Source organism: Pseudomonas sp. GZJR-8 (assembly GCF_002916705.1).
Lineage (GTDB): Bacteria > Pseudomonadota > Gammaproteobacteria > Pseudomonadales > Pseudomonadaceae > Aquipseudomonas > Aquipseudomonas synxantha_A.
Map to the genome: position 1 here is coordinate 1 of NZ_JXSI01000008.1, position 23,668 is coordinate 23,668.

The following is a 23,668-nucleotide window of genomic DNA, read 5'->3' on the forward strand; positions in this document are numbered from 1 at the left end:
GCCCATAATGTGTCAACCATGTCCCCGCACATGTGTCCACCATGTGTCCGGTCTATACACGCTTTTCGAAAGTGACCCGCTGTAAGAGCGGAACCTATAGTGGCCGTTACCTAAATAACGGATATGTACTCGGCCCAACCACCCAACCACCCAACCACCCGGTCACATCGTCAACGTGGGGCTGTCGCGCAGCCCCCTCCCACATTGGACCTGTGGTGTGAATTACACCCTGAACTGATCCATCAACTTCATCTGCTGGCTGGCCAGGGCATTGAGCTGGCTGCTGATCGCCGCCGACTCGGTGGCCTGGCCGGTGAGGGTTTCGGTCACGGTGCGAATCGCCGAGACGTTGCGGTTGACCTCTTCGGCCACCGCGCTCTGCTCTTCGGCAGCGCTGGCGATTTGCAGGTTCATGTCGCTGATCACCGTGACCGCGTCACTGATCTTGCCCAGGGCCTGCACCGCCTGGTGGATCTGCCCGGCATTGCTCTGGGCCTGTTGCTGGCTGGAGTGCATGGTCGCTACCACGCCTCGGGTGCCGCTCTGGATACGCTCGATCACCACGCGGATTTCCTCGACCGAATCCTGGGTGCGTTTGGCCAGGTTGCGTACTTCGTCGGCCACTACCGCAAACCCGCGCCCGCTTTCGCCGGCGCGTGCCGCTTCGATCGCGGCGTTCAATGCCAGCAGGTTGGTCTGTTCGGCAATGCTGCGGATCACTTCCAGGACTGAACCGATTTGCTCGCTGTTGACTGCCAGGGCTTCAACTTCGGTCACGGCCTTGCTGACTTCCTCGGCAAGGGTGGTGATGTCGCGGGTGCTCTGCTCGATGATCGACATGCCTTCGCGGGCCGACTGATCGGCGCCGCGTGCCGCGCTGGCGGCATTGGAGGCGCTGTTGGCGACGTCGTGGGCGGTGGCGCTCATTTCATTCGACGCGGTGGCGACCTGGTCGATTTCACGGAACTGCACCTGCATACCTTCGCTGGTCTGGCGTGCAATGGCCGAGGATTGATCCGCCGTACCTCGGGCTTCGGTGATGCTTTGTTTGATCTGGGCGATGGTCGGTTGCAGCTTGTCGAGGAAGCGGTTGAACCAATTCACCAGCTCGCCCAGTTCGTCTTTCTTGGTGTAGGCCAGGCGTTGGGTGAGGTCGCCGTCGCCGCTGGCAATGTCCTTGAGCATGGCCGCCACGCTGTTGATCGGACGGGTCACGCCGGTGGCGGTCAGCCAGATCAGCAACAAGCCCAGCAAGCCGGCGGCGGCTGCCACCAGCAAGGCTTTGAGGGTGCCGGTAGCCTGGGCTTCGTCGAGCACGGCTTGCAGCTTTTCGTTATCAGCCAGCATCACACTTTTAGGCAGTTTGATCACCACACCCCAGGATTTGGCATCGGCAATCGGCTTGACCGGGTACACGGCGCGAATCGTGTCGTTCTGTTCGCGGATCATGGGCCGATCATTGCCCAGCAGTTGCACGATCTCCTTGCCTTCGGCGCCGAGGGTGTCGACCAGGTTCTTGCCGACCCTGGCCGGTTCGCCGCTGTAGGCTGCAATCAGGCCGGTGCTGGACAGGATTTCCAGGTGAGCAGCCCCGTTGAACACGTCCTTTTGTGCCGCATCGGTGGTGGCTTGCAGGGCAGTGAGGGCGATGTCGACACCCACGACGCCGATGACTTTGCCGTCGACGATCAGAGGCAGGGAAATGGTGGTCATCAGCACAGGTTTGCCGGCCACCGTGTCTTCATACGGGTCCAGCAGGCAGGTGCTGCGGGTGTCCCGTGGGCAGGTATACCAAATGTTGTAAGGCGTGCCGCTGAGGTTGAGGGTGGTCTTGGTCAGGTCATCCTCGACCATGATGGTGTTCAGGCTTTCGCCGCCGGCACGGCTCCAGTAGCTGGAAAAGCGACCTTTTTCGTTGGAGACGCGTGCCTTGTCGTCAACGAATTCACTGTCCTTGCCATCCAGGCCGTTGGGCTCGAACGACAGCCAGATGCCCAGTACCTTGGTGTTGCGCTCGAACGCGGTTTTCACGCTCTGGTTGATTTCTTCGCGCAGGGCGCCGGCTTCAATGGAGCGCTTGGTCCCCAACTGACGCAGGTCCTTGATCTGGTCGGCGAGGGCGGTGACTGCCAGCAGGTTTTCACCGAAGGTCTTTTGCAAGTGCCCGGCCTGTTCGGCGGCCTTGGCTTGCAGCAGCTGTTCCACGCTGGCGGTGAGCATTCGTGAGCTTGAATCACTGACCAACCGATCGTTCTGGTTGGTGTTGTAGATATTGATGCCGACCACCAGTGCGATCACTCCCAGCAGGCAGAGGCCGGATAGCAGCACGATTTTCAAGCGGATAGAAAGGGTGTCGAACATAGGTTCACTCACGAATGGACTTGTGGGTATGCACGCAGCAGAGCCAAGTCCATTCGGCGCCGTTCCTGAAACATCGGCGTCACAAATCAATTCATGAGTAATAGGCGATGAGCGGTAGGAAAATGCCTACGCCGGGCGTGATACGGGCCGTGCGAGCTGCTCGGGGCGGGACCAGATCCACAGATTGCCCAGGCTCATCCCGGCGATTGCCAGGTACACGGGCCAGCCATGATCAAGCATCACCAGCATCAACACGGCACACAGCAACATGCTTACGGTGGCGCTGACCTTGGCCCGGCGCGCAATGATCTTGCCGTTGCGCCAGTTGAACAGGATCGGCCCGAACAGGCGGTGGTTTTCCAGCCAGGCGCTTAAGCGCGGTGAGCTTTTGGTGGCGGCCCAGGCGGCCAGCAGGATGAATTCGGTGGTCGGCAAACCCGGTATGACAATCGCGACCAAACCGATCCCCAGGCTGACGTAGGCCAGCAGGCCATAGAGAAGTTGGGCGATCTTTGAGGAGGATTGGGTTTTGCCGGTCATGCTGCAGTTTTCTGGTGGGAGGGTTTACACATTATCTGCCATGAAATGCACTCAAATGTGGGAGCTGGCTTGCCTGCTCCCACATTGAACCGATGTCTACCGGAACATTTACGCCATTTCTGGGGCGCTAGCGTACGCCTGTTCCAGCAACACGGTGAAGCGCACAAACGCATCGATCGCGCCTTTTTCTACCGCAGCTTCTTCTTCGGCGCTGAACTCCAGGCTGTCGAGGGTGCGGGTGAAGCTTTTCCAGCCTTCGGCGCGGCCACCGGCCGGCTCGCCCAGGTGGCGGGCCCCGAAGGTTTCGCTCAGGCCCAGGCCCACGGCGCGCTTGATCAGAAACGCGGCGCCCAGCTTGGAGCCTTCGGACACGAACAGCCAACCCAGGGCTTCGGCCTGGCTTGGGTTTTTCACCGCGCCGGCGACTGGAGCCGGAACGTCGGTGTCCAGGTCAGCCAGGTCGAGCTTGGCGGCTTCGGCGCGGCAGCGGGCGGCCAGGTCGGGAATGATCGTGTTCAGCGCGGCGTCGTTGTACAGCGCCACCAGTTCCGACTGGAACAGGTACTGGGCCACCACGAAGCGGGCGAAGTTGGCTTGGGTTTCGAACGGCGCATGAGCCTTCACCAACGCATCCAGCTTGGTGTGCGGTTCATTGGTGATCTGGTTCAGGCGCTGGGAGCGCAGGCTTGGGCGTTCTGCGGTAGGAGAAGCGGTCATGTAAAAAGTCCTTGAAAGAGGGAGCGCCTGGGTGCCCTTAAAGAGAGCTGTTATCAACTAGACGAACAAGAAGACGTGGCACAGTAAAAAATCCTCACCACGCCGCTGATGGATTCCGGCGAGGTGAGGCGGGTGGATCAGATGTCCCAGATCAGGTTGATCGCAAAGTTGCGACCGGGCTGGGTCAGGCGGTCAAGGTTGGCCGGGCCGGTTACGCCAGCTTCGCCGACGCTGTCGTAACTGCGCACGTCATCCCAGTTCCAGTACTTCTTGTCGGTGAGGTTGTAGAGGCCACCGTTGATGGTCACGTCGTTGGTGACCTTGTAGTAGGCGGTCAGGTCGAGGATGCCGAAGCCCGGGGTCTTGAACGGGCCGTCGGTGCTGCCGTCGGGAGCGTGGAAGGTGGTGCTGTCGACGCGGTTCTGTTTTTTCACCAGGGTCCAGCTCAGCAGGCCGCCGTAGTTGTCCTGGTCGTAGCCCAGGCCAAACACGCCCTTGAGCGGGTTGACGCTGTTCAATGGTTCGCCATTGTCGTCGTTGCGACCGTGGGCGTAGGCAATCGAACCCTGGGTGTACAGGCCCTTCGGCGCGCCGAACGCATCCAGGTTCAGGCGGCCCTTGGCTTCCACGCCCTTGATGGTGGCGCGCTTGATATTGACGGCCCGGAATTGCTCCACGGTGCCGCCGACCACGGCGTTGTCTTCGTCGATAAAGTCGCGGTACTTGTTGTAGTACACCGCGATGTCGAAGGAGCCTTCGTCAAACTTGCCGCGTATCCCGGTCTCGATGCCTTTGCTGGTCTCCGGCTTGAGGTCGGGGTTGGGTTCGACGGTGTAGCCAATGTTGAGGTTTTCGAAGCGGCCATACAGGGCCTTCGCCGAGGGGGTGCGGAAGCCTTCGGCGTATTGGCCGAACCAGGTGTAGTTATCTGTCAGGGCGTAGGTCAGGCCGAACTTTGGCGTGACGCGGTGCCAGGTTTTGTCCTTGCCATCGACGGCATATTCGCCGGTCGGGTTGACGGTGTTGAGGAACTCCTGGGTCAGCTTGGGCTTGAGCCGGGTGTAGTCATACCGCACGGCGGGCAGGAAGGTCCATTTATCCCAGCTGATCTGGTCCTGGGCAAACAACGAGTAAGTGTTGATGGTCGGGTCGGGGAAGTCGCTGGCCTTCTTCACGCTGTCGCTTGCTTGCGGGCTGGGCGCGCCGATGGCGGTGCAGCCGCCACCAATGGCCAGGCACGAGGCGGAGCCTTCGCGCGAGCCGGTGACTTTCTGCTGCTTGAGGGTGGTGCCGTAGGTCACCTGGTGGTCGGTTTCGCCGACGCTGAACGCCTTGTCCAGTTGAGCGTCGAAGACCCACTGTTTTTCTTCGTAAAGGGTGTCGCGGGTACGCAGTACGCGGCGACCAGCCTGGTAGATCTCGGCGGTGGTCTGGTCGGTCTTGGCGATCTGGTAGTTGAGGCTGGTCTTGATGCGATCAGCGATCGGCGACTCCAGGGCAAAGGTGTTTTCCAGACCGAAGCGCTCGCGGGTGATGGTGTCGTTGCCCGAGCGGGCACGGTAGAGGTTCATGCCTCGACCGCCGATGAACGGGCCGCCTACGGCATTCTTCAGGTTGACGTCGCGGTCATCCTTGAACTTCTCGTAGGTCAGGCCCAGGCGGTTTTCATCACCATAGTTCCAGCCCAGCTTGGCCAGCACGTTGGTGGTGCGCGCGTCTTCCGGGTTGGCGCCGGTGCGGGCCAGGCCGGTGGCGTTGTTGCCGTCGTAGGATTCGGTTTCATGACCATTGCGCTGGCTCAGGTGCAGCAAGCCATCGAAGTCCTGTACCCGCCCTGCGAAGGTGCCGGAGGTCAGCCAGCTCTCGTCGGCGGAGCTGTAGCCGGTTTTCAGGCGGGCGCCGACGTCCTTGCCGGGCTTGATGATGTCGTCCGGGTCGAGGGTGAAATAGCTCACCGCGCCGCCGATGGCGTTGCTGCCGTACAGGGCCGAGGCCGGGCCGCGCAGGATCTCCACGCGCTTGACGATTTCCGGGTCGACGTAGTTGCGACGGGTCTTGGCGTAGGGGCCGTTGAAGAAGTTGTTGGGCACTTCGACGCCGTCCACCTGGGTGAGGATGCGGTCGCCGTCGATACCACGGATGTTATAGCCCGCGTTGCCTGAGCGGGTGCCGGCGCCGCCGACGGAGACACCGGGCTCGTAGCGCACCAGTTCGCGGATGTTGTTGGTGTTCTGGCGGTCCAGTTCCTCGCGGTCGTGCACGCTGACGGTGCTGGGTACGCTGTTCACATCCTGTTCGTTACGGGTGGCGCTGATGGTCACCTGTTGCAGGGCGAGGGCGCCGCCCGCGGCGCGTTTCTCCAGCACGATGTTGTTATTACCCAGTTTGCGGTAGCTCAGGTTGGTCCCCACCAACAACCGCTCCAGGGCTTTTTCCGGCGACAGCGGGCCGCGCACACCAGGGGACGACACTCCCTGGCCCAGCTCTGCCGGCAGGCCGACTTGCCAGCCGGTCACCGCGGTAAAGGCGTTGAGCGCCGACACGAGCGGTTGCTGCTCGATGCTGAAGTTGTAATTACCGTGGCTGCGAGGGGCGGGTTCGGCGGCGGTGGCGCTCATGACGGGCGCGCCAGCCAGCAGGATCGCAGCGGTCAGCAAAGACAAAACGGGCGAAGAACACCGGCGGTTGAAACGAGAGGACATCGAGAGCGCTCCGGGATACGAATCTTATAGTTGCGAACTGAACCAAATAGGAATCAGTTGCATTGGCTATAACGAGACGTATCGCCGGTTAACATCGAGTAAAAATAATTCTCATTTAGTTCAGAATCACCAGCGCCGGGTATTCCGACAGCTTGGCCGAGGTGATGTGGGCCAGGGAGCGCACCACGTCCAGGGGCTGGTCGAGACGATAGTTGCCGGTGACGGCGACGCTGGCCAGTTGCTCATTGTTGTTGACGATCCAGCCAGGGTAATAGCGGCGCAGTTCAGCCAGGACTTCGCTCAGCGGGCAATTTTCGAACACCAGACGACCCTGCACCCACGCCAGATCCTTGCCGACATCGAGCTTGGCCGGTTGGCCGAAACCCTTGGGGCCGATGCGGATGCTTTGCCCGGCACTCAGGCGTACGCGGGCATCGTCGAAGGTGTTGCTCAGGTCGACATCGCCACGCTGCACCTGTACCTGGGCCTCGCCATCGAGGTAGCGCACGGCGAAGGCGGTGTCGCGCACGCTGGCACGCACGGGGCCGGCGTCGATTTCCAGGGCCAGGCCACGGCTGGGGGCTATGTCGAAGAACGCTTCGCCCTGGTACAGGCGCGCAATGCGCTGGTGGTCGGTGATGCGGCTGGAAAATGCCGAGTTGGTGTTGAGCAGCACCTTGGACCCATCGTCCAGTTGCAGGCGCTGGCGCTCGCCGACCACGGTGAGGTGATCGGCCTGCAAGCGCATCGGCAAGTTGCTGAAGCTGAACAGACCGATCAACAGCACGGCCGCGGTGGCCAAGGGCTTCCAGTGCGGTTTGATCCGGCGCCAGCCGCTTGGCTTGCGTGGCACCGCCAGGGCCACGGCGGCGCTGTGTACCGGTGCACCTGCCCAGGCCGCCTGAGCCTTGCTGAACGCGTGGACATGCGCCGGGTCCGCGGCCAGCCAGGCGTCGAACTCGGCCTGCTGCCCGGGTTGCGGGCACTGCAAGGCGATCAGCCAATCGAGGGCTTGGTCCATGGCCGTGTCTTGCAGCACCTCATGAGCCAACGCATGGGGGCGCAGTTTATTCGGGTCCGTCACGGTGTTCCTCGGGTCTTCGCCACGTTCTATTCATTTTTTCGTACAGCATGGATCGATAGCTCTATCGGATGGAGCTTAAGGCTGATCCAGCCGTTCGGCCACACCTACACAGATGGCCATGATCAATTTCAGTTCCTTTTGTACGGTGCTCAAGGACACGTTCAACTGATCGGCAATTTCCTGGTAGCTGCAACCGTGCAGGCGGCTGAGGATGAAAATCCGCTGCTGACGAGCGCTCAGCTGGCCGAGGCTGACGCTCAGATGCTCCAGCAGTTGCTCGGCCTGAATGGCTTCTTCAGGCGTGCTGGCAGGGGCGGCGACGCTTTGCAGCACGTCCAGCGGGACGTCTTCCTGCAACGTGCGGGCCTGGATCCGGCGCGAGCGCAGGTGATCCAGCGCCAGGTTGCGCGCGGTCTGGTACACAAAGGGTTCAAGGTGGTCGATCGGCCGCTCGCTCAGGGCCCGAGTGACGCGCAGGTAGGTTTCCTGCAACAGGTCCTCGGCAGTGCTGTGGTTATTCACCATCCGCTGCAAGGTGCGTAGCAGAATCACCCGTTGGGTGAGAAAGACTTGGTTGAAGCGAGATTGGCTCACAGTGATACCAGACCGATTTGCAGAGAATGATAATGCTTATCATCAACCGAAATGGCAAGTGGCTATTTCCCTGAACCTACTCTGGACAAAATGTAACTGTGGGAGGGGGCTTGCTCCCTCCCACAGGTGGGATTACTCGGCGTTGCACAGCGCCAGGCAGTTATCCAGCATACGGTTGGAGAAGCCCCACTCGTTGTCGTACCAGGCCAGCACCTTGAGCAACTTGCCGCTGACCTTGGTGTGATTGGCATCGAAGATCGACGACAGCGGGTTATGGTTGAAGTCACTGGAAACCAGCGGCAGGGTGTTGTAACCGAGGATCTTCGAGTGCTGGCTGGCCTGTTTCAGCAGGGCGTTGACTTCATCGGCCGTGGCTTCTTTCTTCAACTGCACAGTCAGGTCCACCAGAGACACGTTGATCACCGGTACCCGCACCGCCATGCCGGTCAGCTTGCCCGCCAGTTCCGGCAGCACCAGGCCAACGGCTTCAGCCGCGCCGGTTTTGCTCGGGATCATGTTCTGGGTGGCCGAGCGCGCGCGGTACGGGTCGGTGTGGTAGACGTCGGTCAGGTTCTGGTCGTTGGTGTAGGCGTGAATGGTGGTCATCAGGCCGCTTTCGATACCCAGCTCACGGTGCAGCACCTGCGCGACCGGCGCCAGGCAGTTGGTGGTGCACGACGCGTTGGAGATGATCTGGTGGGACTGACGCAAAATGTCATGGTTTACGCCATAAACCACAGTGGCATCCGCGCCCTTGGCCGGAGCCGAGATGATCACCTTGCGCGCGCCGGCGGTAATATGGGCGGCAGCCTTGTCACGGTCGGTGAACAGGCCGGTGCATTCGAACACCACGTCGATCTTGTGCGCAGCCCACGGCAGGTCGGCGGGGTTGCGAATGGCACTGACGGCAATCCGGTCACCATTGACGGTCAGGCTTTCCTGATCGTGGGCGACCTCTGCATCGAAAGTGCCGTGTACGGTGTCGTACTTGAGCAGGTGGGCGTTGATCGAACTGTCGCCCAAATCATTGATGGCGACGATCTGCAAATCCTGGCGATAGCCTTGGGTATACAGTGCGCGCAGGACATTACGGCCGATACGGCCAAAACCATTGATTGCGATACGTAGAGTCATTGGAAAAGTGCCTGTCGTCGATTTGTTGTAAGAATTACAAGATTATTCGCATAAAAATAGAAAACAAGCCTTTTTAGTGGCAATATTTTGTTCAATCTACAACGAGTGACCTGAATCAACTGGTCCGATGATCCAAACGACCCCCTGCCATCCCATGAGCTGTGGGCGTTTGATCAGCATAGACACTCAGGTCGCCACATCCGTTAGCCTGGAGTTCTATACATGCATCCCCGCGTTCTTGAGGTCACCGAACGGCTTATCGCCCGCAGCCGCGCCACCCGCGAGGCTTACCTTGCGCTCATCCGCGGCGCAGCCAGCGACGGTCCGATGCGCGGCAAGCTGCAATGCGCCAACTTCGCCCACGGCGTGGCCGGTTGCGGCACCGAAGACAAAAACAGCCTGCGCATGATGAATGCCGCCAACGTGGCAATTGTTTCTTCTTATAACGACATGCTCTCGGCGCATCAGCCCTACGAACATTTCCCTGAACAAATAAAGAAAGCCCTGCGTGAAGTAGGTTCGGTCGGCCAGTTCGCCGGCGGCACCCCCGCCATGTGCGACGGCGTGACCCAGGGCGAGCCAGGCATGGAACTGAGCCTGCTCAGCCGTGAAGTCATCGCCATGTCCACGGCGGTAGCGCTGTCCCACAACATGTTCGACGCCGCGCTGATGCTGGGGATCTGCGACAAGATCGTCCCCGGCCTGATGATGGGCGCGCTGCGCTACGGCCATCTGCCGATGATCTTCGTGCCCGGCGGCCCGATGCCGTCGGGTATCTCCAACAAGCAGAAAGCCGATGTGCGCCAGCGCTACGCCGAAGGCAAGGCCAGCCGCGAAGAGCTGCTGGAATCGGAGATGAAGTCCTACCACAGCCCCGGTACCTGTACCTTCTACGGCACCGCCAACACCAACCAGTTGTTGATGGAAGTGATGGGCCTGCATTTGCCGGGCGCGTCATTCGTCAATCCGTACACGCCACTGCGTGACGCGTTGACCCGCGAAGCGGCGCACCAGGTCACGCGCTTGACCAAGGCCAATGGCAACTTCACGCCGATCGGCGAGATCGTCGACGAGAAATCCATCGTCAACTCCATCGTTGCGCTAAACGCTACCGGCGGTTCCACCAACCATACGCTGCACATGCCGGCCATTGCCATGTCGGCGGGCATCATCCTGACCTGGCAAGACATGGCCGACCTCTCCGAGGTGGTGCCGACCCTGTCCCACGTGTACCCAAACGGCAAGGCCGACATCAATCACTTCCAGGCGGCGGGTGGCATGTCGTTCCTGATCCGCGAACTGCTCGAAGCCGGCCTGCTCCACGAAGACGTCAACACCGTGGCCGGCAAGGGCTTGAGCCGCTATATCCAGGAGCCGTTCCTGGTGGACGGCGAGCTGGTCTGGCGCGATGGCCCGATCGAGAGCCTCGACGAAACCATCCTGCGCCCCGTGGCCCGTGCGTTCTCGCCGGAAGGCGGCTTGCGCGTGATGGAAGGCAACCTTGGCCGTGGCGTGATGAAAGTTTCGGCTGTCGCGCCCGAGCATCAGGTGGTTGAAGCGCCGGCGGTGGTGTTCCAGGACCAGCAAGACCTGGCCGACGCCTTCAAGGCGGGCCAGCTGGAAAAAGACTTCGTTGCGGTGATGCGCTTTCAGGGGCCACGTTCCAACGGTATGCCGGAATTGCACAAGATGACCCCGTTTCTCGGCGTGTTGCAGGACCGTGGTTTCAAAGTGGCGTTGGTAACAGATGGGCGAATGTCCGGCGCCTCGGGTAAGATCCCTGCCGCGATCCACGTCAACCCCGAAGCCCAGAGCGGCGGGCCGCTGGCGCGGGTGCAGGATGGCGATATCATCCGCGTCGATGGCGTCACCGGCACCCTGGAGCTTAAAGTGGACGCCGAAGTATTTGCAGCGCGCGCGCCTGCCACGGGCCTGTTGGGCAATAACGTGGGAGCAGGTCGCGAGCTGTTTGCATTCATGCGCTTGGCCGCAAGCTCCGCAGAGCAGGGCGCCAGCGCCTTTACCTCTGCCTTGGAGACGCTTAAGTGAAGCTTGCGCTGGTCGGTGATATCGGGGGTACCAACGCCCGTTTTGCGTTATGGCGAGATCAGGAGCTGCATTCGATCCGCGTGCATGCCACAGCGGATCACCAAAGCCCTGAAGAAGCGATCAAGGTCTATCTTGCAGAGGAAGGCCTGGAAATCGGGGACATCGGTGCGGTGTGCCTGTCGGTGGCCGGGCCGGTGAGTGGCGAGGAGTTCAAGTTCACCAACAATCACTGGCGCCTGAGCAAGACGGCGTTTTGCCAAGCCCTGCAAGTGGATGAACTGCTGCTGGTCAATGATTTCTCGGCCATGGCCCTGGGCATGACGCGTCTTAAGCCCGACGAGTTCCGCGTGGTCTGCGAAGGCACGCCGGAGCCTTTGCGCCCAGCGGTGGTGATCGGCCCGGGCACTGGCCTGGGCGTTGGCACCTTGCTGGACCTTGGCGCCGGGCGTTTCGCGGCATTGCCGGGGGAGGGCGGGCACGTCGACCTGCCCCTGAGCAGCCCGCGGGAAACCCAGCTGTGGCAGCATATTTACACGGAGATCGGCCATGTCAGCGCCGAGACCGTATTGAGCGGCGGCGGGTTGCCGCGTCTGTATCGCGCTATTTGTGCGGTGGACGGGCACGAGCCGGTGCTGGATACGCCCGAAGCCATCACCGCAGCGGGCCTGGCCGGTGACGCGGTAGCCATGGAAGTGCTGGACCAGTTCAGCATCTGGCTGGGGCGGGTCGCGGGCAATAACGTCTTGACCACCGGTGGGCGCGGTGGCGTGTACATCGTGGGTGGGGTGATACCCAGGTTTGCCGACTTCTTTATCGCCAGCGGTTTCGCCAAAAGTTTTGCGGATAAAGGCTGCATGAGCGACTACTTCAAAGGTATTCCGGTGTGGTTGGTGACAGCGCCGTATTCGGGGCTGACCGGGGCTGGCGTGGCGCTTGAGCAGGCTTTTGCATAGGCTGTGATGGCCTCTTCGCGAGCAAGCCCGCTCCCACATTTGACCGCGTTCCAACTCTGGAATGCAGGCAAATGTGGGAGGGGGCTTGCCCCCGATGAGGCCCTACAGAACACCCCATAACAACAAGGAGGCCCCCGTGAGCGTAATCAGTAAATCCATTCTCCTCGTCGACGACGACCAGGAGATCCGCGAATTGCTGCAAACCTACCTCAGTCGCGCCGGCTTCCAGGTCCGTGGCGTGGCCGATGGTGCGGGGTTCCGCCAGGCGATGAACGAGGCGCCGTGCGACCTGGTCATCCTCGATGTGATGTTGCCGGATGAAGACGGGTTCAGTCTGTGCCGCTGGATCCGCCAGCACCCGCGCCAGGCGCAGGTACCGATCATCATGCTCACCGCCAGTTCCGACGAAGCCGACCGCGTGATCGGCCTGGAACTGGGCGCTGACGACTATATCGGCAAGCCGTTCAGCCCTCGCGAGTTGCAGGCGCGGATCAAGGCGCTGCTGCGCCGTTGCCAATTCGGCCAGGAGCGCAGCACTGGCGGTGATGTGCTGGTCTTCGATGAATGGCGCCTGGACATGATCAGCCACCGCTTGTTTCACGTTGATGGCGAAGAGGTCATCCTTTCCGGCGCTGACTTTGCCTTGCTCAAGTTGTTTCTTGATCACCCGCAACAGATCCTCGACCGCGACACTATCGGCAACGCTACCCGCGGCCGTGACCTGATGCCGCTTGACCGTATCGTCGATATGGCCGTCAGCCGTCTGCGCCAACGCCTGCGCGATACCGAAAAACCCCCGAGGCTGATCCGCACCGTGCGCGGCAGCGGTTATCAACTGGCAGCCAGCGTGGTTGCCGGCAATGCCCACTGAACCTTTGACCGAGCGCCGCCGCCGCTTTCCGGTGCCACGCTCGCTGCTGGGGCGCATGTTGCTGCTGACCTTGCTCGCCGTGCTGTTCGCCCAGGCGCTGTCCAGCGTGATCTGGGTGTCGCAATTGCGCGCCACCCAGCTTGAGGGCCTGGTGACCAGCGCCCGCAGCCTGGCGCACTCGATGACCGCCAGCGTGAGTTATTTCCGTTCGCTGCCGGTGGCCTATCGACCTTTGGTCCTTGATCAGTTGCGCAGCATGGGCGGTACCCGCTTTGTAGTGACCCTCAATGATCGCCCGCTGGATATGGCGATCCTGCCGCAGACGCCACGCAAGCAAGCGGTGCTGGAGGCGGTCGATGAGGTGCTACGCCAAACCCTGGGCGCCGATGTACATATCTCGGTGGAGTTCGTCAGCGCCGAAGACCTGCGCATCTTCAATGCCGGCCTCAAGCTCGACGAACTGCCACGCTCCTGGGCCCATTACGCGTTAACCCTGGAGCCGGTTAACCCACCGGTATTGGTCACCCAGATTCAACTGGCTCCCGGCGAATGGCTGTACATCGCCTCGCTGTTGCCAGAGCCGTACACCAGCCTTGAAGAACAGGGCCTGCCGTCCCAGCAGGTGTGGTTTATCGTGCTGACCAGTGGTTTTTTGCTGCTGTTTATCGGTTTGCTGGTGCATTGGCAAAGCCGGCCGCTCAAGCGCCTGGCGCGGGCAGCGCGGGATATGTCGCTGGGAGCTGATGTAGAACCGGTGGCCGAAGGCGGCGGCAGTGAAGTGGTGGAGGTGGGCCGCGCATTCAACGCAATGCGCGAACGCATCAGCCGTTACCTGACCGAACGCAGCCAGTTGTTCAGCGCAATTTCCCACGACTTGCGCACCCCGATTACCCGCCTGCGGTTGCGTGTGGAATTGCTCGAAGACGAGAACCTGCAAACCAAATTCGGCCGCGACCTGGATGAGCTGGAACTGCTGGTCAAAGGCGCGCTGCAATGCGTGAAAGACACCGACATCCACGAAAACATCCAGCCGGTTGACCTCAATCATGTACTCGAATGCCTGGTGGAACCGTACCTGGCGCCCAACGGCAACGGGCGGGTAACCCTTGAAGGCGCGGCCCTGGCGGCCTACCCGGGCAAGCCGCTGGCGCTCAAGCGTTGCATCGGTAACCTGATCGACAACGCCTTGAAGTACGGGCAGAACGCGCATCTGCATATCGAGGACGATGGTGTGCAGTTCGTCCTGCATGTGGATGACGAAGGCCCCGGTGTGCCGGAGCAGCGTCTGGAGCAGGTGTTCGAACCGCACTTTCGCCTGGCCGGCCAGCAGCAGGGGTATGGCCTGGGGCTGGGGATCGCGCGCAACATTGCCCATAGCCATGGCGGTGAAGTGAGTTTGCAGAACCTGCGCGAAGGCGGCCTGCGCGTCACCCTGCAACTACCAAGAACCTTGGACTAACAAACACCTGAGCTGCGTACATCAGATGCTTTGGCGCAACCGGGCCAGGTCGCGCAGCGGTGGCGCCCCAAACAACCGGCTGTATTCCCGGCTGAATTGCGACGGGCTTTCATACCCCACCCGATACCCCGCGGCCGAGGCTTCCAGTCCTTCGGCAATCATCAAGCGCCGGGCTTCCTGCAAGCGCAGCTGCTTCTGGTACTGCAGCGGGCTCATGGCCGTAATCGCCTTGAAGCGATGGTGCAAGGTCGAGACGCTCAGGTTCACTTCCTTGGCCAGGTCGTCGATGCGCAGCGGTTGTTCGTAGTTGCCGTTCAACCACTTGATCGCCTGGCTGACGCGATGGCTCTGGCTGTTGGCCACGGCAATTTCATACAGGCGATAACCCTGTGGGCCCCGCAGCAAGCGATAGAGAATTTCACGGTTGATCAACGGCGCGAGCATGGCGATGTCTTTGGGCGTGTCCAGCAGGCGGGCCAGGCGCAGCACGGCGTCGAGCAACGGGGTGTCGATGCGGTCCACATACATGCCGCGAGAGGTGGGACGCGACGGCACCCCCATAGGCCCGGCTTCGGCAATCAGCGCGGTGAGCTGGGCCGGATCGATATTGATGCGGACCGACAGGTTGGGGTCTTGCGGGGTGGCATCGATGATTCTGCCGGCTACCGGCATGGCGACCGAGAACACTAGATAATTGAGCGGGTCGTAGGCAAAGATTTCGTCGGCCAGGCGCACTTCCTTGCTGCCGCTGGCGAGGATGCACAGCGCAGGTTCCACCAGCACCGGCATGAAATCCCGTGGCGTGTTGTGGCGGTTCAGATACAGCGAGGTGATCGCCGTGCCGTAGGAGCCATCTTCCCAGGTGTGGCGGTGCACGATACTGGCCAGCTCGGCGCGTTGTTTCTCCATCTCGGCATCGACGGGGATGGGCTTTGGTTCGGGCGACGACATGGGGCGTCCTCTACACGCTGCTTTGATGGGCTCAGCTTAGCGGCAGCTTTTCAAAAAGTGTTACGTCGATTCTGCAGGATCCTTGCCTGATCCTGCGATAGGTAGTGAATCAGGCAAGCAGGCCGCCTGTCATCTCCCTGAAACACTGGACCGGTGCATGGAATAAATCCCGGGGGCCAAACGTCCTCTCTATGTTTCTCGCAGGATTGTGCAATAAGCCTGCAGGAATCGACTAACCGCATCCACAGCTGGGCCGCTATCTTTGATCCTGTGGCAACACACCCTCACCGTGCTTGCCGAGCATCACTTCTCAACGGGAGAGTCGAACATGTCCACCCCCATTCCCGCGAGCCACATGGCCTTTATCCGCGCCCGTAGCGGGTGCAGCACCGAACTCGGTGCACGCTTGAGCAGTTTGATCGAACCGGGCCGCCAAGCCCCAGGTTGCCTGCAATTTTCGTTGCAGCATTCCCAGGTCGATCCTGATATATGGCTGGTATCAGGTTTTTGGAGCAGCGAGGAGGCCATGAGTGCCTACTTCAGCTCACCGACCTTGATGATTTTTACGGAGTTGCTCAACGACATGGTCGTGCGCAGCATGGACTTCCAGACCTTCACCGATTCATCTGCCGTCAACGCCTACGGCGAGTACCTGCAACTGGCCGGTTGAACCGGTTTACAATGGCCGACTTTTCCATTGGCCAGGACCTGCAACATGGCACGTAAACAATTTGCCCACCACGAAGCCGTTTCCGCCTTGGTGCGTGAAGAAGAGGGTGGCTATAGCGCTGCCATCGCCGTCAAGGCACTGGATGGCATGGGCGCCCCCAAGTTCCACAAGATCCTTGACGGGCAGAAGTTCAAGACGGCTTCGGATGCCGATGATGCGGCCACTGTGCAGCTAGAGGACCTGGTCGACGTGGACGCGGAAGGTCAACTGACTTGGGCAACGGCTTCCAACTAACGAACGCTGCCGATCAAATGTGGGAGGGGGCTTGCTCCCGATAGCGGTGTATCAGCCAGCAAATTTTAAGCTGATACATAGCCATCGGGGGCAAGCCCCCTCTCACATTTTTATTGCATTTCAGTCAGGGTTTTGTGGCGCCTGGGCGGTACATCTTGAACAGCGCTTGCGGCCCCAACTGGAAGTAATCCGCCGGGCCGCCGCCGCGCAAAATCGGCTCGGCGGCAGCAGTGTCGTAGATCCCATCCTTTAGCAACCACTTGGCGATGTGCACCGCAACCACTTCGCCCAGCACCAGCCAACTCGGCACCAGCTCCTTGTCGGCGCGTTGCAGTTGGATGATCTGCGTCACTTTGCATTCAAACGACACCGGGCTCTCGCCGACGCGGGGTACAGCGACGACTTTCGAAGCCACCGGCGTCAGGCCGGACAACTCGAATTCATTCACATCCGGTGAGACCGCCGCGCAACTCTGGTTCATCTGCTCGGCCAACGGGCGAGTGGCCAGGTTCCACACAAACTCGCCGGTTTGCTCAATGTTATTCAAGCTGTCTTTGCGCCCCACACTGGAAAACCCAATGATCGGTGGGATGTAGTTGAATGCATTGAAGAAGCTGTAAGGCGCCAGGTTCAGGCGGCCTTCGCTGTCGTGCGAGGAGATCCAGCCAATCGGGCGTGGGCCGACGATGGCATTGAACGGGTCATGGGGCAGGCCGTGGCCGTTGGCGGGTTCGTAGAAGTGGATATCGTCGGACATGACCTGTTCTGCTCTCGATTCTGGGGCCCACATCATATCCAATGTGGGAGGGGGGTTGTCCCCTCCCACATTTTTTAGTCCGTGGTAATCCGCGAGTGCTTGCGGGTGTCTTTCATGGTCACGTAGACCATCAGCGACACTGCGATACACGCGGTCACGTACCAGTAGTAGCCAGTTTCCATACCGATGCTCTTGAACCACAGCGCGATGTATTCAGCGGTACCGCCGAAGATCGACACCGTCAGCGCATACGGCAGGCCCACGCCCAGGGCGCGGATTTCGGTGGGGAACAGTTCGGCTTTCACCACGGCGTTGATCGAGGTATAGCCGCTGACGATGATCAGCGCTGCCATGATCAGGAAGAACGCGCCCCACCAGCTCTGGATGGTGTGCAGGGTGGTGAGGATCGGCACGGTGAACAGGGTACCCAGGACACCGAAGGCAATCAGGATCGGGCGACGACCGACTTTATCCGAAAGCCCGCCGATGATCGGCTGCAGGCACATGAACAGAAACAGCGTGGCTGCCGAAATGGTGGTGGAGTCGGAGATGCTCATGCCGACCGTGTTCACCAGGTATTTCTGCATATAGGTGGTGTAGGTGTAGAACGCCAGGGTGCCGCCCATGGTCAGGCCGACCACTGTCATCAGTTCCTTGGGGTGGCGCATCAAGGTGCGCATTGCGCTTTCCTTGGCCTTTTCCTTCTTGGTGAACGACTCGGTTTCTTCCATGCCACGACGCAGATAGAGCGCGACCACTGCACACAAGGCGCCGATGGCGAACGGGATACGCCAGCCCCATGCGTACAACTGTTCGGTAGTCAGCAGTTGTTGCAGCACGATCAGCACCGCCAGCGCGATGAGTTGGCCGGAGATCAGGGTCACGTATTGGAAGCTGGAGTAGAAACCACGACGTTCCTTGGTCGCCATCTCGCTGAGGTAAGTGGCGGAAGTGCCGTATTCGCCACCGACCGACAGGCCCTGCAGCAAACGGGCAAACACCAGCAGGATCGGCGCACCGATACCGATGAGTTCATAGCCAGGGCTCAGGGCAATCAGCAGCGAGCCGAAGCACATCAGGTAGACCGAGGCCATCAGGGCTTTTTTACGCCCGACCTTGTCGGCATACAGGCCCATCAGCCAACCACCGATAGGGCGCATCAGGAAGCCCACGGCGAAGATCGCGGCGGTGTTGAGCAGTTGGGCGGTGGTGTCGCCTTTGGGGAAGAACGTCTTGGCGAAGTACAGCGAGAAGGCGGCGTAGACGTACCAGTCGTACCACTCGACCATGTTGCCGACCGATCCACTGAAGATCGACTTGATGCGGCTGGAAGTGGTGCGTTCTTTTGCCGGCGCAGACGCCGATCCCAGAGGCAGGGAGTTGGAGTTATCCATTGAAGGATCCTTCATCTAGTTGTTTTTATGGAGCGTGCTTGAGCACTGCCTGGCTTGGGCTATAGCAGAAGCTGTGCCAAGTGGATGAAGGCCCGGAATAGAAGGGTTGCGAGGTTTTTTTGAGCGGAAAGTTGCCGATTATTTTTGCGGGATGAGCGGAAATCCGCTTATGGCTGCTGGACCCTTCGCGAGCTACATAAGCAGGATCAGAGGAACATTTCCCGCACCAACCCATGCCGCTGCATCTTTTCATTAAAGGTCCGACGCGGCAGTTGCAGCTCGGCCAGCACCGCTTTGATATCGCCTTTATGCCGGGTCAGCGCGGCTTTCAGGCAATGCGCCTCGAAAGCCTCCTGCTGCGCCGCCAGCGATTGCCCAGGTTCAATACCTTCAGGTTCAGGCTCTCCAAGCCCCAGCACCTGGCGCTCGGCGACGTTGGCCAGTTCACGTACGTTGCCCGGCCAGTCATGGCTGAGCAGGCGACTCAGCTGCGGCCCACTCAATGGCTCAAGATGGCGGCCCAAACGTTCGGCAGCGCTTTGGGCGAAATGCTCATACAACAACGGAATGTCTTCGCGACGCTCGCGCAGGGGCGGCAGGCGCAGTTGTGCGACGTTCAGGCGATAAGCCAGGTCCTCGCGAAAACGCCCGGCGCGTGCTTCTTCGAGCAGGTCCGGCTTGGTAGCGGCGATGATGCGCAGGTCGACATTGATGCTCTGGTTGGAACCCAATCGCTCCAACTTCTGCTCTTGCAACACGCGCAGCAGTTTTACCTGTTGCGCCAGGGGCATGCTTTCAATTTCGTCGAGGAACACGGTGCCGCCATGGGCGTACTCCAGCTTGCCGATACGCTTGCCTTGGGCGCCGGTGAAGGCGCCGCTTTCGTGGCCGAACAGCTCGGCTTCAAATAATTGCTCGGGGATAGCCGCGCAATTGAGCGCCACAAACGGCTTTTTGGCTCGTGGGCCGAAATCATGCAGGCAGCGGGCAACCAGTTCTTTACCGCTGCCGGTCTCGCCACGGATCAACACATTGACCGGCAGTGTCGCCAGGTCCAGCACCTGGCGACGCAGGGTTTGCAGGCCCTTGGACACCCCCAACAAGCTGGATTCCAGTTGTGCACGGTGATCGGCCTGTTGGTGCAGGCGACGGTTTTCCAGGATCAGGCCGCGCTTGTCCAGCGCCCGACGCAGGCTGTTGAGCAGGGCATCCGGGCTGAAGGGTTTTTCCAGGAAGTCGTAGGCGCCGTCGCGCATGGCTTCGACGGCCATCGGCACGTCACCATGGCCGGTGAGCAAAATCACCGGCAAGTCGGCATCGCGCCGCTGTACCTCGGCCAGCAATTCAAGGCCACTGAGCCCGGGCATACGCACATCGCTCAAGATCACCCCGGGGAAGTCCTTCGGCAGGTGCGCCAGGCATTCCTCGGCACGGCTGTACAACTGAACGTCAAACCCCGACAGGCTCAGCCACTGCTCGACGGCCGTACGAATGCTGGCTTCGTCATCCACCACAATCACTGCGTTCAACATAGGCCAGGTGTCTCCAGCGCGACGGGCAGGGTCAGGGTAAAGACTGCGCCGTCGCCACGATTGCCGGCGATCAGGCGCCCGCCCAATTCATGCACGATAGCGTAGGACACCGCCAGGCCCAAGCCGAGCCCGTCACCCACCGGTTTGGTGGTGAAGAACGGGTCGAATACGTTGTTCAAATGTTCTTCGGCAATTCCGCCACCGCTGTCGCTGACACTCAACTGCCACAGCTGCTGATCGGCGTGCAGACGGATTTCCAGGCGTTTGCGCGGCTTGTCGGCCATGGCGTCCAGGGCGTTGCGCAGTAGGTTGATCAGCACCTGTTCCAAGCGAATCGCATCGCCGCGTACCCAGGCCGGGCGGGCCAGGTCCAGCACCACGCCGATGGCCTCATCGCGTAGGCGCGCGTCAAGCAGGTGCAGGGACTGGTCGACCACGGTGGCCAGATCCAGGCGTTCGCGCAGGCCGCTGGGGCTTTTGCGTGCGAAGGTCTTGAGGTGGCCGGTCAGCGCGGCCATGCGCGTCAGCATGTCATCCAACGGCGTGAGCGCCTTGTAGGCGTCGTCCACACGGCCATGGTCGAGCAACAGCCGCAGGGTGGCCAGCTGCATGCGTTGTGCGGTCAGCGGTTGATTGATCTCATGGGCAAGGGCGGCGGACATCTGCCCCAGCGCCGCCAGTTTGGCTGATTGAACCAGGCCATCCTGGGCGGTGCGCAGGGCCTGGGTGCGTTCTTCTACCAAGTGTTCGAGTTCTTCGCGGCTGCGTTGGCGAAGGCGAGCCAGGCGCCAGCGTTGACTCAGGAATAGCACAAGAAACACCAGCGCCAGCCAGGACCCGGCGGCGGCGAGGCCGGCGTTGCGTTGGTCTTCAAACGGGAACTGCGGTTTGCGCAGCAGGTGCAGGGTCCAGCCTTCGGCTTTCAGCGGCAGGGATTCCCAGATGTAGTTGGCGCTGCCGTCCGGGCCGTTGACGCGCATCAGGTGGCTGTTGTCGTCGAAGCGCTGCAGGGTCTGGGTCTCCAATGGTTGCAGCTGCTTCTTGTCGTATTGGCGAGTGGCCTTGAGTTCCGCCAGGTCACTCTCTGATAGCGGCCGCAGGTTGCGATAACGCCAGCCCGGCTGGTTGGCGATAAACACAATGCCGCGTGCATCGCTGACCAGCAGCAAGTCATTGCCCTGAGCCCATTCGCGTTCCAGTTCGGGAAACTCCAGCTTGACCACCATGGCGCCGAGGAACTGCTCGTGTTCATCGACCACCGCGCTGGACAGGAAATACCCCGGAATGCCGGTCGTCACCCCCACCGCGTAAAAGCGCCCCGTGCCTTGGCTCAAGGTCTGGCTGAAATACGGACGGAACGCGTAATTGTGGCCGACATAGCTGCTGGGCAAATTCCAGTTGCTGGCGGCCACCGCCAGGCCGGTGCGGTCCATCAGCTCCAGAGTGGAGGACTGGGCGGCGCCGTTGATGCGTTCGAGCTTGCGATTGAGTACATCCTGGGTGGCGCTATCGAGTGGGCCCTTCAGCGCGCTGATCATTTCCGAATCCAGCGCCAGCACGGCGGGGAGGGCGCGGTAGCGTTCGATCAAGGTATGCAGCGAGTTGGCATACAACGCCAGCTGTTGATTGGCTCGAGCGGCTTCATCCACCAGGGCCTGGCGCTCGGCATGGCGGGTGGCCAAGGCGGCGGCCAGCACTGCGCCGGCGATGATCAGCAACGAGTAAAATGTCAGACGCAGAGGGCGAGGGATCACGATCATACGATGATGAGCAGGCACAGTGAGGGGCGAGCACCATAGCATGAGCTGTCTGGATCTTGTGGCGAACGAGCTTGTGTGGGAGCTGGCTTGCCTGCGATGCAGACACCTCGGTGCTTCAGTCACACCGAGTTGATGTCATCGCAGGCAAGCCAGCTCCCACATTTGACAGAGTTCGCCATGGCAATCGCTTCAGGTATAAAAAAGGCGACTGGGCCATGGGCCGCAGTCGCCTTTATGCTTGTGGAGAAAGCGCTTACTGCACTTCCACCGCCAGGCTCTCACTGATCTTTTTCTGCCAGATGGCAGGACCGGTGATGTGTACCGATTCGCCGTTGCTATCGACTGCAACGGTGACCGGCATGTCTTTCACGTCGAACTCGTAGATGGCTTCCATGCCCAGCTCGGCGAACGCCACCACGCGGGACTTCTTGATCGCTTGGGCCACCAGGTAGGCGGCGCCGCCCACGGCCATCAGGTACACGGCCTTGTGGTCCTTGATCGCTTCGATAGCGGTAGGGCCGCGCTCGGACTTGCCGATCATGCCCAACAGGCCGGTCTGCTCGAGGATCTGACGGGTGAACTTGTCCATCCGCGTCGCGGTGGTCGGGCCCGCTGGGCCAACCACTTCCTCGCGCACCGGATCAACCGGGCCGACGTAGTAGATAAAGCGGCCCTTGAGGTCCACCGGCAGGGTTTCGCCCTTGTTCAGCATCTCGACCATGCGCTTGTGCGCCGCGTCGCGACCGGTGAGCATCTTGCCGTTGAGCAATACGGTTTCGCCCGGCTTCCAGCTCTGCACTTCTTCCGGGGTCAGGGTATCGAGGTTGACGCGGCGGGCCGATGGGCCGGCTTCCCAGACGATTTCCGGGTAGGCGTCCAGCGATGGCGCTTCCAGCGACGCCGGGCCCGAACCGTCGAGCACGAAGTGCGCGTGACGGGTGGCGGCGCAGTTGGGGATCATGCACACCGGCAGGGACGCGGCGTGAGTCGGGTAGTCCATGATCTTCACGTCGAGCACGGTGGTCAGGCCACCCAGGCCCTGGGCGCCGATGCCCAGTTGGTTGACCTTCTCGAACAGCTCCAGGCGCATCTCTTCGATACGGTTCTGCGGGCCGCGCTTTTTCAGCTCGTGGATGTCGATGGATTCCATCAACACTTCCTTGGCCATTACCGCGGCTTTCTCGGCAGTGCCGCCGATGCCGATGCCGAGCATACCTGGTGGGCACCAGCCGGCACCCATGGTCGGAACGGTCTTGAGCACCCAGTCGACGATCGAGTCGGACGGGTTGAGCATAGCCATTTTCGACTTGTTTTCGGAACCGCCGCCCTTGGCCGCCACGTCCACTTCCACGGTGTTACCCGGGACGATGGAGTAGTGGATCACCGCAGGGGTGTTGTCCTTGGTGTTCTTGCGCGCGCCTGCCGGGTCGGCGAGGATCGAGGCACGCAGAACGTTTTCCGGCAGGTTGTAGGCGCGACGCACGCCTTCGTTGATCATGTCGTCCAGGCCCATGGTGGCGCCGTCCCAGCGCACATCCATGCCTACGCGCACGAACACGGTGACGATACCGGTGTCCTGGCAGATCGGGCGATGGCCGGTGGCACACATGCGCGAGTTGATCAGGATCTGGGCGATGGAGTCACGGGCCGCCGGCGATTCTTCGCGCAGGTAGGCTTCGTGCATGGCCTGGATGAAATCAACGGGGTGGTAGTAGGAAATGAATTGCAGGGCGTCGGCAACGCTCTGAATCAGGTCGTCTTGCTTGATCACAGTCATGAGTCGCGCTCCTCTATAAGGGAACATTCAATAAAGGTGGGTTCAGTGCTGCATCGGTCGGCTGAGCCC

Annotated in this window: 19 protein-coding genes and 1 pseudogene; 6 read left to right on the top strand and 14 right to left on the bottom strand. The window is 61.0% G+C overall.

Translation table 11 applies throughout. The features are described 5' to 3' along the window. Nucleotides 1-222 precede the first annotated feature (222 nt). The 8 genes and pseudogenes from TK42_RS27365 to gap all read right to left on the bottom strand — a co-directional run bounded on the left by TK42_RS27365 (nucleotide 223) and on the right by gap (nucleotide 9,132). The gene (locus TK42_RS27365; protein ID WP_371920268.1) at nucleotides 223-978 is read right to left on the bottom strand and encodes a methyl-accepting chemotaxis protein; all 756 of its coding nucleotides are present in this window, start codon (nucleotides 976-978) and stop codon (nucleotides 223-225) included. Between the two features lie 102 nt (nucleotides 979-1,080). Beyond that, nucleotides 1,081-2,361 (bottom strand): annotated as a pseudogene (locus tag TK42_RS27370) (HAMP domain-containing protein); the annotation flags it as partial. Between the two features lie 126 nt (nucleotides 2,362-2,487). Continuing rightward, nucleotides 2,488-2,901 carry a YbaN family protein gene (locus TK42_RS16635; protein WP_103734694.1) on the bottom strand — a complete coding sequence of 138 codons (414 nt, stop codon included), beginning with the start codon at nucleotides 2,899-2,901 and terminating at the stop codon, nucleotides 2,488-2,490. A 108-nt stretch (nucleotides 2,902-3,009) separates the two neighbouring features. Continuing rightward, nucleotides 3,010-3,618 (bottom strand): biliverdin-producing heme oxygenase, encoded by a 609-nt coding sequence (locus TK42_RS16640; protein ID WP_078822215.1) that lies wholly within the window; start codon nucleotides 3,616-3,618, stop codon nucleotides 3,010-3,012. A gap of 137 nt (nucleotides 3,619-3,755) precedes the next feature. After that, nucleotides 3,756-6,320 (bottom strand): TonB-dependent receptor, encoded by a 2,565-nt coding sequence (locus TK42_RS16645; RefSeq protein WP_103734695.1) that lies wholly within the window; start codon nucleotides 6,318-6,320, stop codon nucleotides 3,756-3,758. A 115-nt stretch (nucleotides 6,321-6,435) separates the two neighbouring features. Further along, on the bottom strand, nucleotides 6,436-7,404 hold the full coding sequence (locus TK42_RS16650; RefSeq protein ID WP_032879665.1) for a FecR domain-containing protein: 969 nt from the start codon (nucleotides 7,402-7,404) through the stop codon (nucleotides 6,436-6,438). A 75-nt stretch (nucleotides 7,405-7,479) separates the two neighbouring features. Continuing rightward, nucleotides 7,480-7,998 (bottom strand): RNA polymerase sigma factor, encoded by a 519-nt coding sequence (locus TK42_RS16655; RefSeq protein ID WP_005791005.1) that lies wholly within the window; start codon nucleotides 7,996-7,998, stop codon nucleotides 7,480-7,482. 132 nt (nucleotides 7,999-8,130) lie between these two features. Beyond that, entirely contained in the window at nucleotides 8,131-9,132 is a 1,002-nt protein-coding gene (gene gap, locus TK42_RS16660) for a type I glyceraldehyde-3-phosphate dehydrogenase (RefSeq protein ID WP_005791003.1), read from the bottom strand. Between the two features lie 222 nt (nucleotides 9,133-9,354). Here gap and edd point away from each other — a divergent pair, with 222 nt between their 5' ends. From edd to TK42_RS16685, 4 genes are all read left to right on the top strand, one after another. Then, a complete protein-coding gene (edd, locus tag TK42_RS16665) occupies nucleotides 9,355-11,181 on the top strand; it encodes a phosphogluconate dehydratase (protein ID WP_032879666.1) in 1,827 nt (608 codons plus the stop codon). Then, nucleotides 11,178-12,134 (top strand): glucokinase, encoded by a 957-nt coding sequence (locus TK42_RS16670; RefSeq protein ID WP_078822212.1) that lies wholly within the window; start codon nucleotides 11,178-11,180, stop codon nucleotides 12,132-12,134. The genes edd and TK42_RS16670 overlap by 4 nt, the downstream gene beginning before the upstream one ends. Before the next feature lie 94 nt (nucleotides 12,135-12,228). After that, nucleotides 12,229-13,005, top strand: a complete 777-nt coding sequence (locus TK42_RS16680) for a response regulator (RefSeq protein ID WP_282443035.1) — start codon at nucleotides 12,229-12,231, stop codon at nucleotides 13,003-13,005. A 31-nt stretch (nucleotides 13,006-13,036) separates the two neighbouring features. Next, a complete protein-coding gene (locus TK42_RS16685; RefSeq protein WP_201772885.1) occupies nucleotides 13,037-14,464 on the top strand; it encodes an ATP-binding protein in 1,428 nt (475 codons plus the stop codon). A 21-nt stretch (nucleotides 14,465-14,485) separates the two neighbouring features. On the opposite strand, the gene TK42_RS16690 is transcribed toward TK42_RS16685, so the two are convergent. Continuing rightward, complete coding sequence (locus tag TK42_RS16690) at nucleotides 14,486-15,415, bottom strand: AraC family transcriptional regulator (RefSeq protein WP_032879669.1); 930 nt, start codon at nucleotides 15,413-15,415, stop codon at nucleotides 14,486-14,488. Between the two features lie 328 nt (nucleotides 15,416-15,743). Between TK42_RS16690 and TK42_RS16695 the strand changes: the two genes are divergently transcribed. Both TK42_RS16695 and TK42_RS16700 read left to right on the top strand, forming a co-directional pair. Beyond that, the gene (locus tag TK42_RS16695) at nucleotides 15,744-16,085 is read left to right on the top strand and encodes an antibiotic biosynthesis monooxygenase family protein (protein WP_103734697.1); all 342 of its coding nucleotides are present in this window, start codon (nucleotides 15,744-15,746) and stop codon (nucleotides 16,083-16,085) included. Between the two features lie 45 nt (nucleotides 16,086-16,130). Then, nucleotides 16,131-16,379: a hypothetical protein gene (locus TK42_RS16700; RefSeq protein ID WP_032879671.1), complete on the top strand. Its 249-nt coding sequence runs from the start codon at nucleotides 16,131-16,133 to the stop codon at nucleotides 16,377-16,379. A 124-nt stretch (nucleotides 16,380-16,503) separates the two neighbouring features. On the opposite strand, the gene TK42_RS16705 is transcribed toward TK42_RS16700, so the two are convergent. The 5 genes from TK42_RS16705 to TK42_RS16725 all read right to left on the bottom strand — a co-directional run bounded on the left by TK42_RS16705 (nucleotide 16,504) and on the right by TK42_RS16725 (nucleotide 23,599). After that, the gene (locus TK42_RS16705) at nucleotides 16,504-17,136 is read right to left on the bottom strand and encodes a flavin reductase family protein (RefSeq protein ID WP_032879672.1); all 633 of its coding nucleotides are present in this window, start codon (nucleotides 17,134-17,136) and stop codon (nucleotides 16,504-16,506) included. A 74-nt stretch (nucleotides 17,137-17,210) separates the two neighbouring features. Further along, the gene (locus TK42_RS16710; protein ID WP_005790985.1) at nucleotides 17,211-18,530 is read right to left on the bottom strand and encodes an MFS transporter; all 1,320 of its coding nucleotides are present in this window, start codon (nucleotides 18,528-18,530) and stop codon (nucleotides 17,211-17,213) included. A gap of 206 nt (nucleotides 18,531-18,736) precedes the next feature. Then, nucleotides 18,737-20,062: a sigma-54 dependent transcriptional regulator gene (locus TK42_RS16715; RefSeq protein ID WP_032879673.1), complete on the bottom strand. Its 1,326-nt coding sequence runs from the start codon at nucleotides 20,060-20,062 to the stop codon at nucleotides 18,737-18,739. Beyond that, on the bottom strand, nucleotides 20,056-21,822 hold the full coding sequence (locus tag TK42_RS16720; RefSeq protein ID WP_103734698.1) for an ATP-binding protein: 1,767 nt from the start codon (nucleotides 21,820-21,822) through the stop codon (nucleotides 20,056-20,058). The genes TK42_RS16715 and TK42_RS16720 overlap by 7 nt, the downstream gene beginning before the upstream one ends. Before the next feature lie 253 nt (nucleotides 21,823-22,075). Further along, the gene (locus TK42_RS16725) at nucleotides 22,076-23,599 is read right to left on the bottom strand and encodes a fumarate hydratase (protein ID WP_032879675.1); all 1,524 of its coding nucleotides are present in this window, start codon (nucleotides 23,597-23,599) and stop codon (nucleotides 22,076-22,078) included. Nucleotides 23,600-23,668 lie beyond the last annotated feature (69 nt).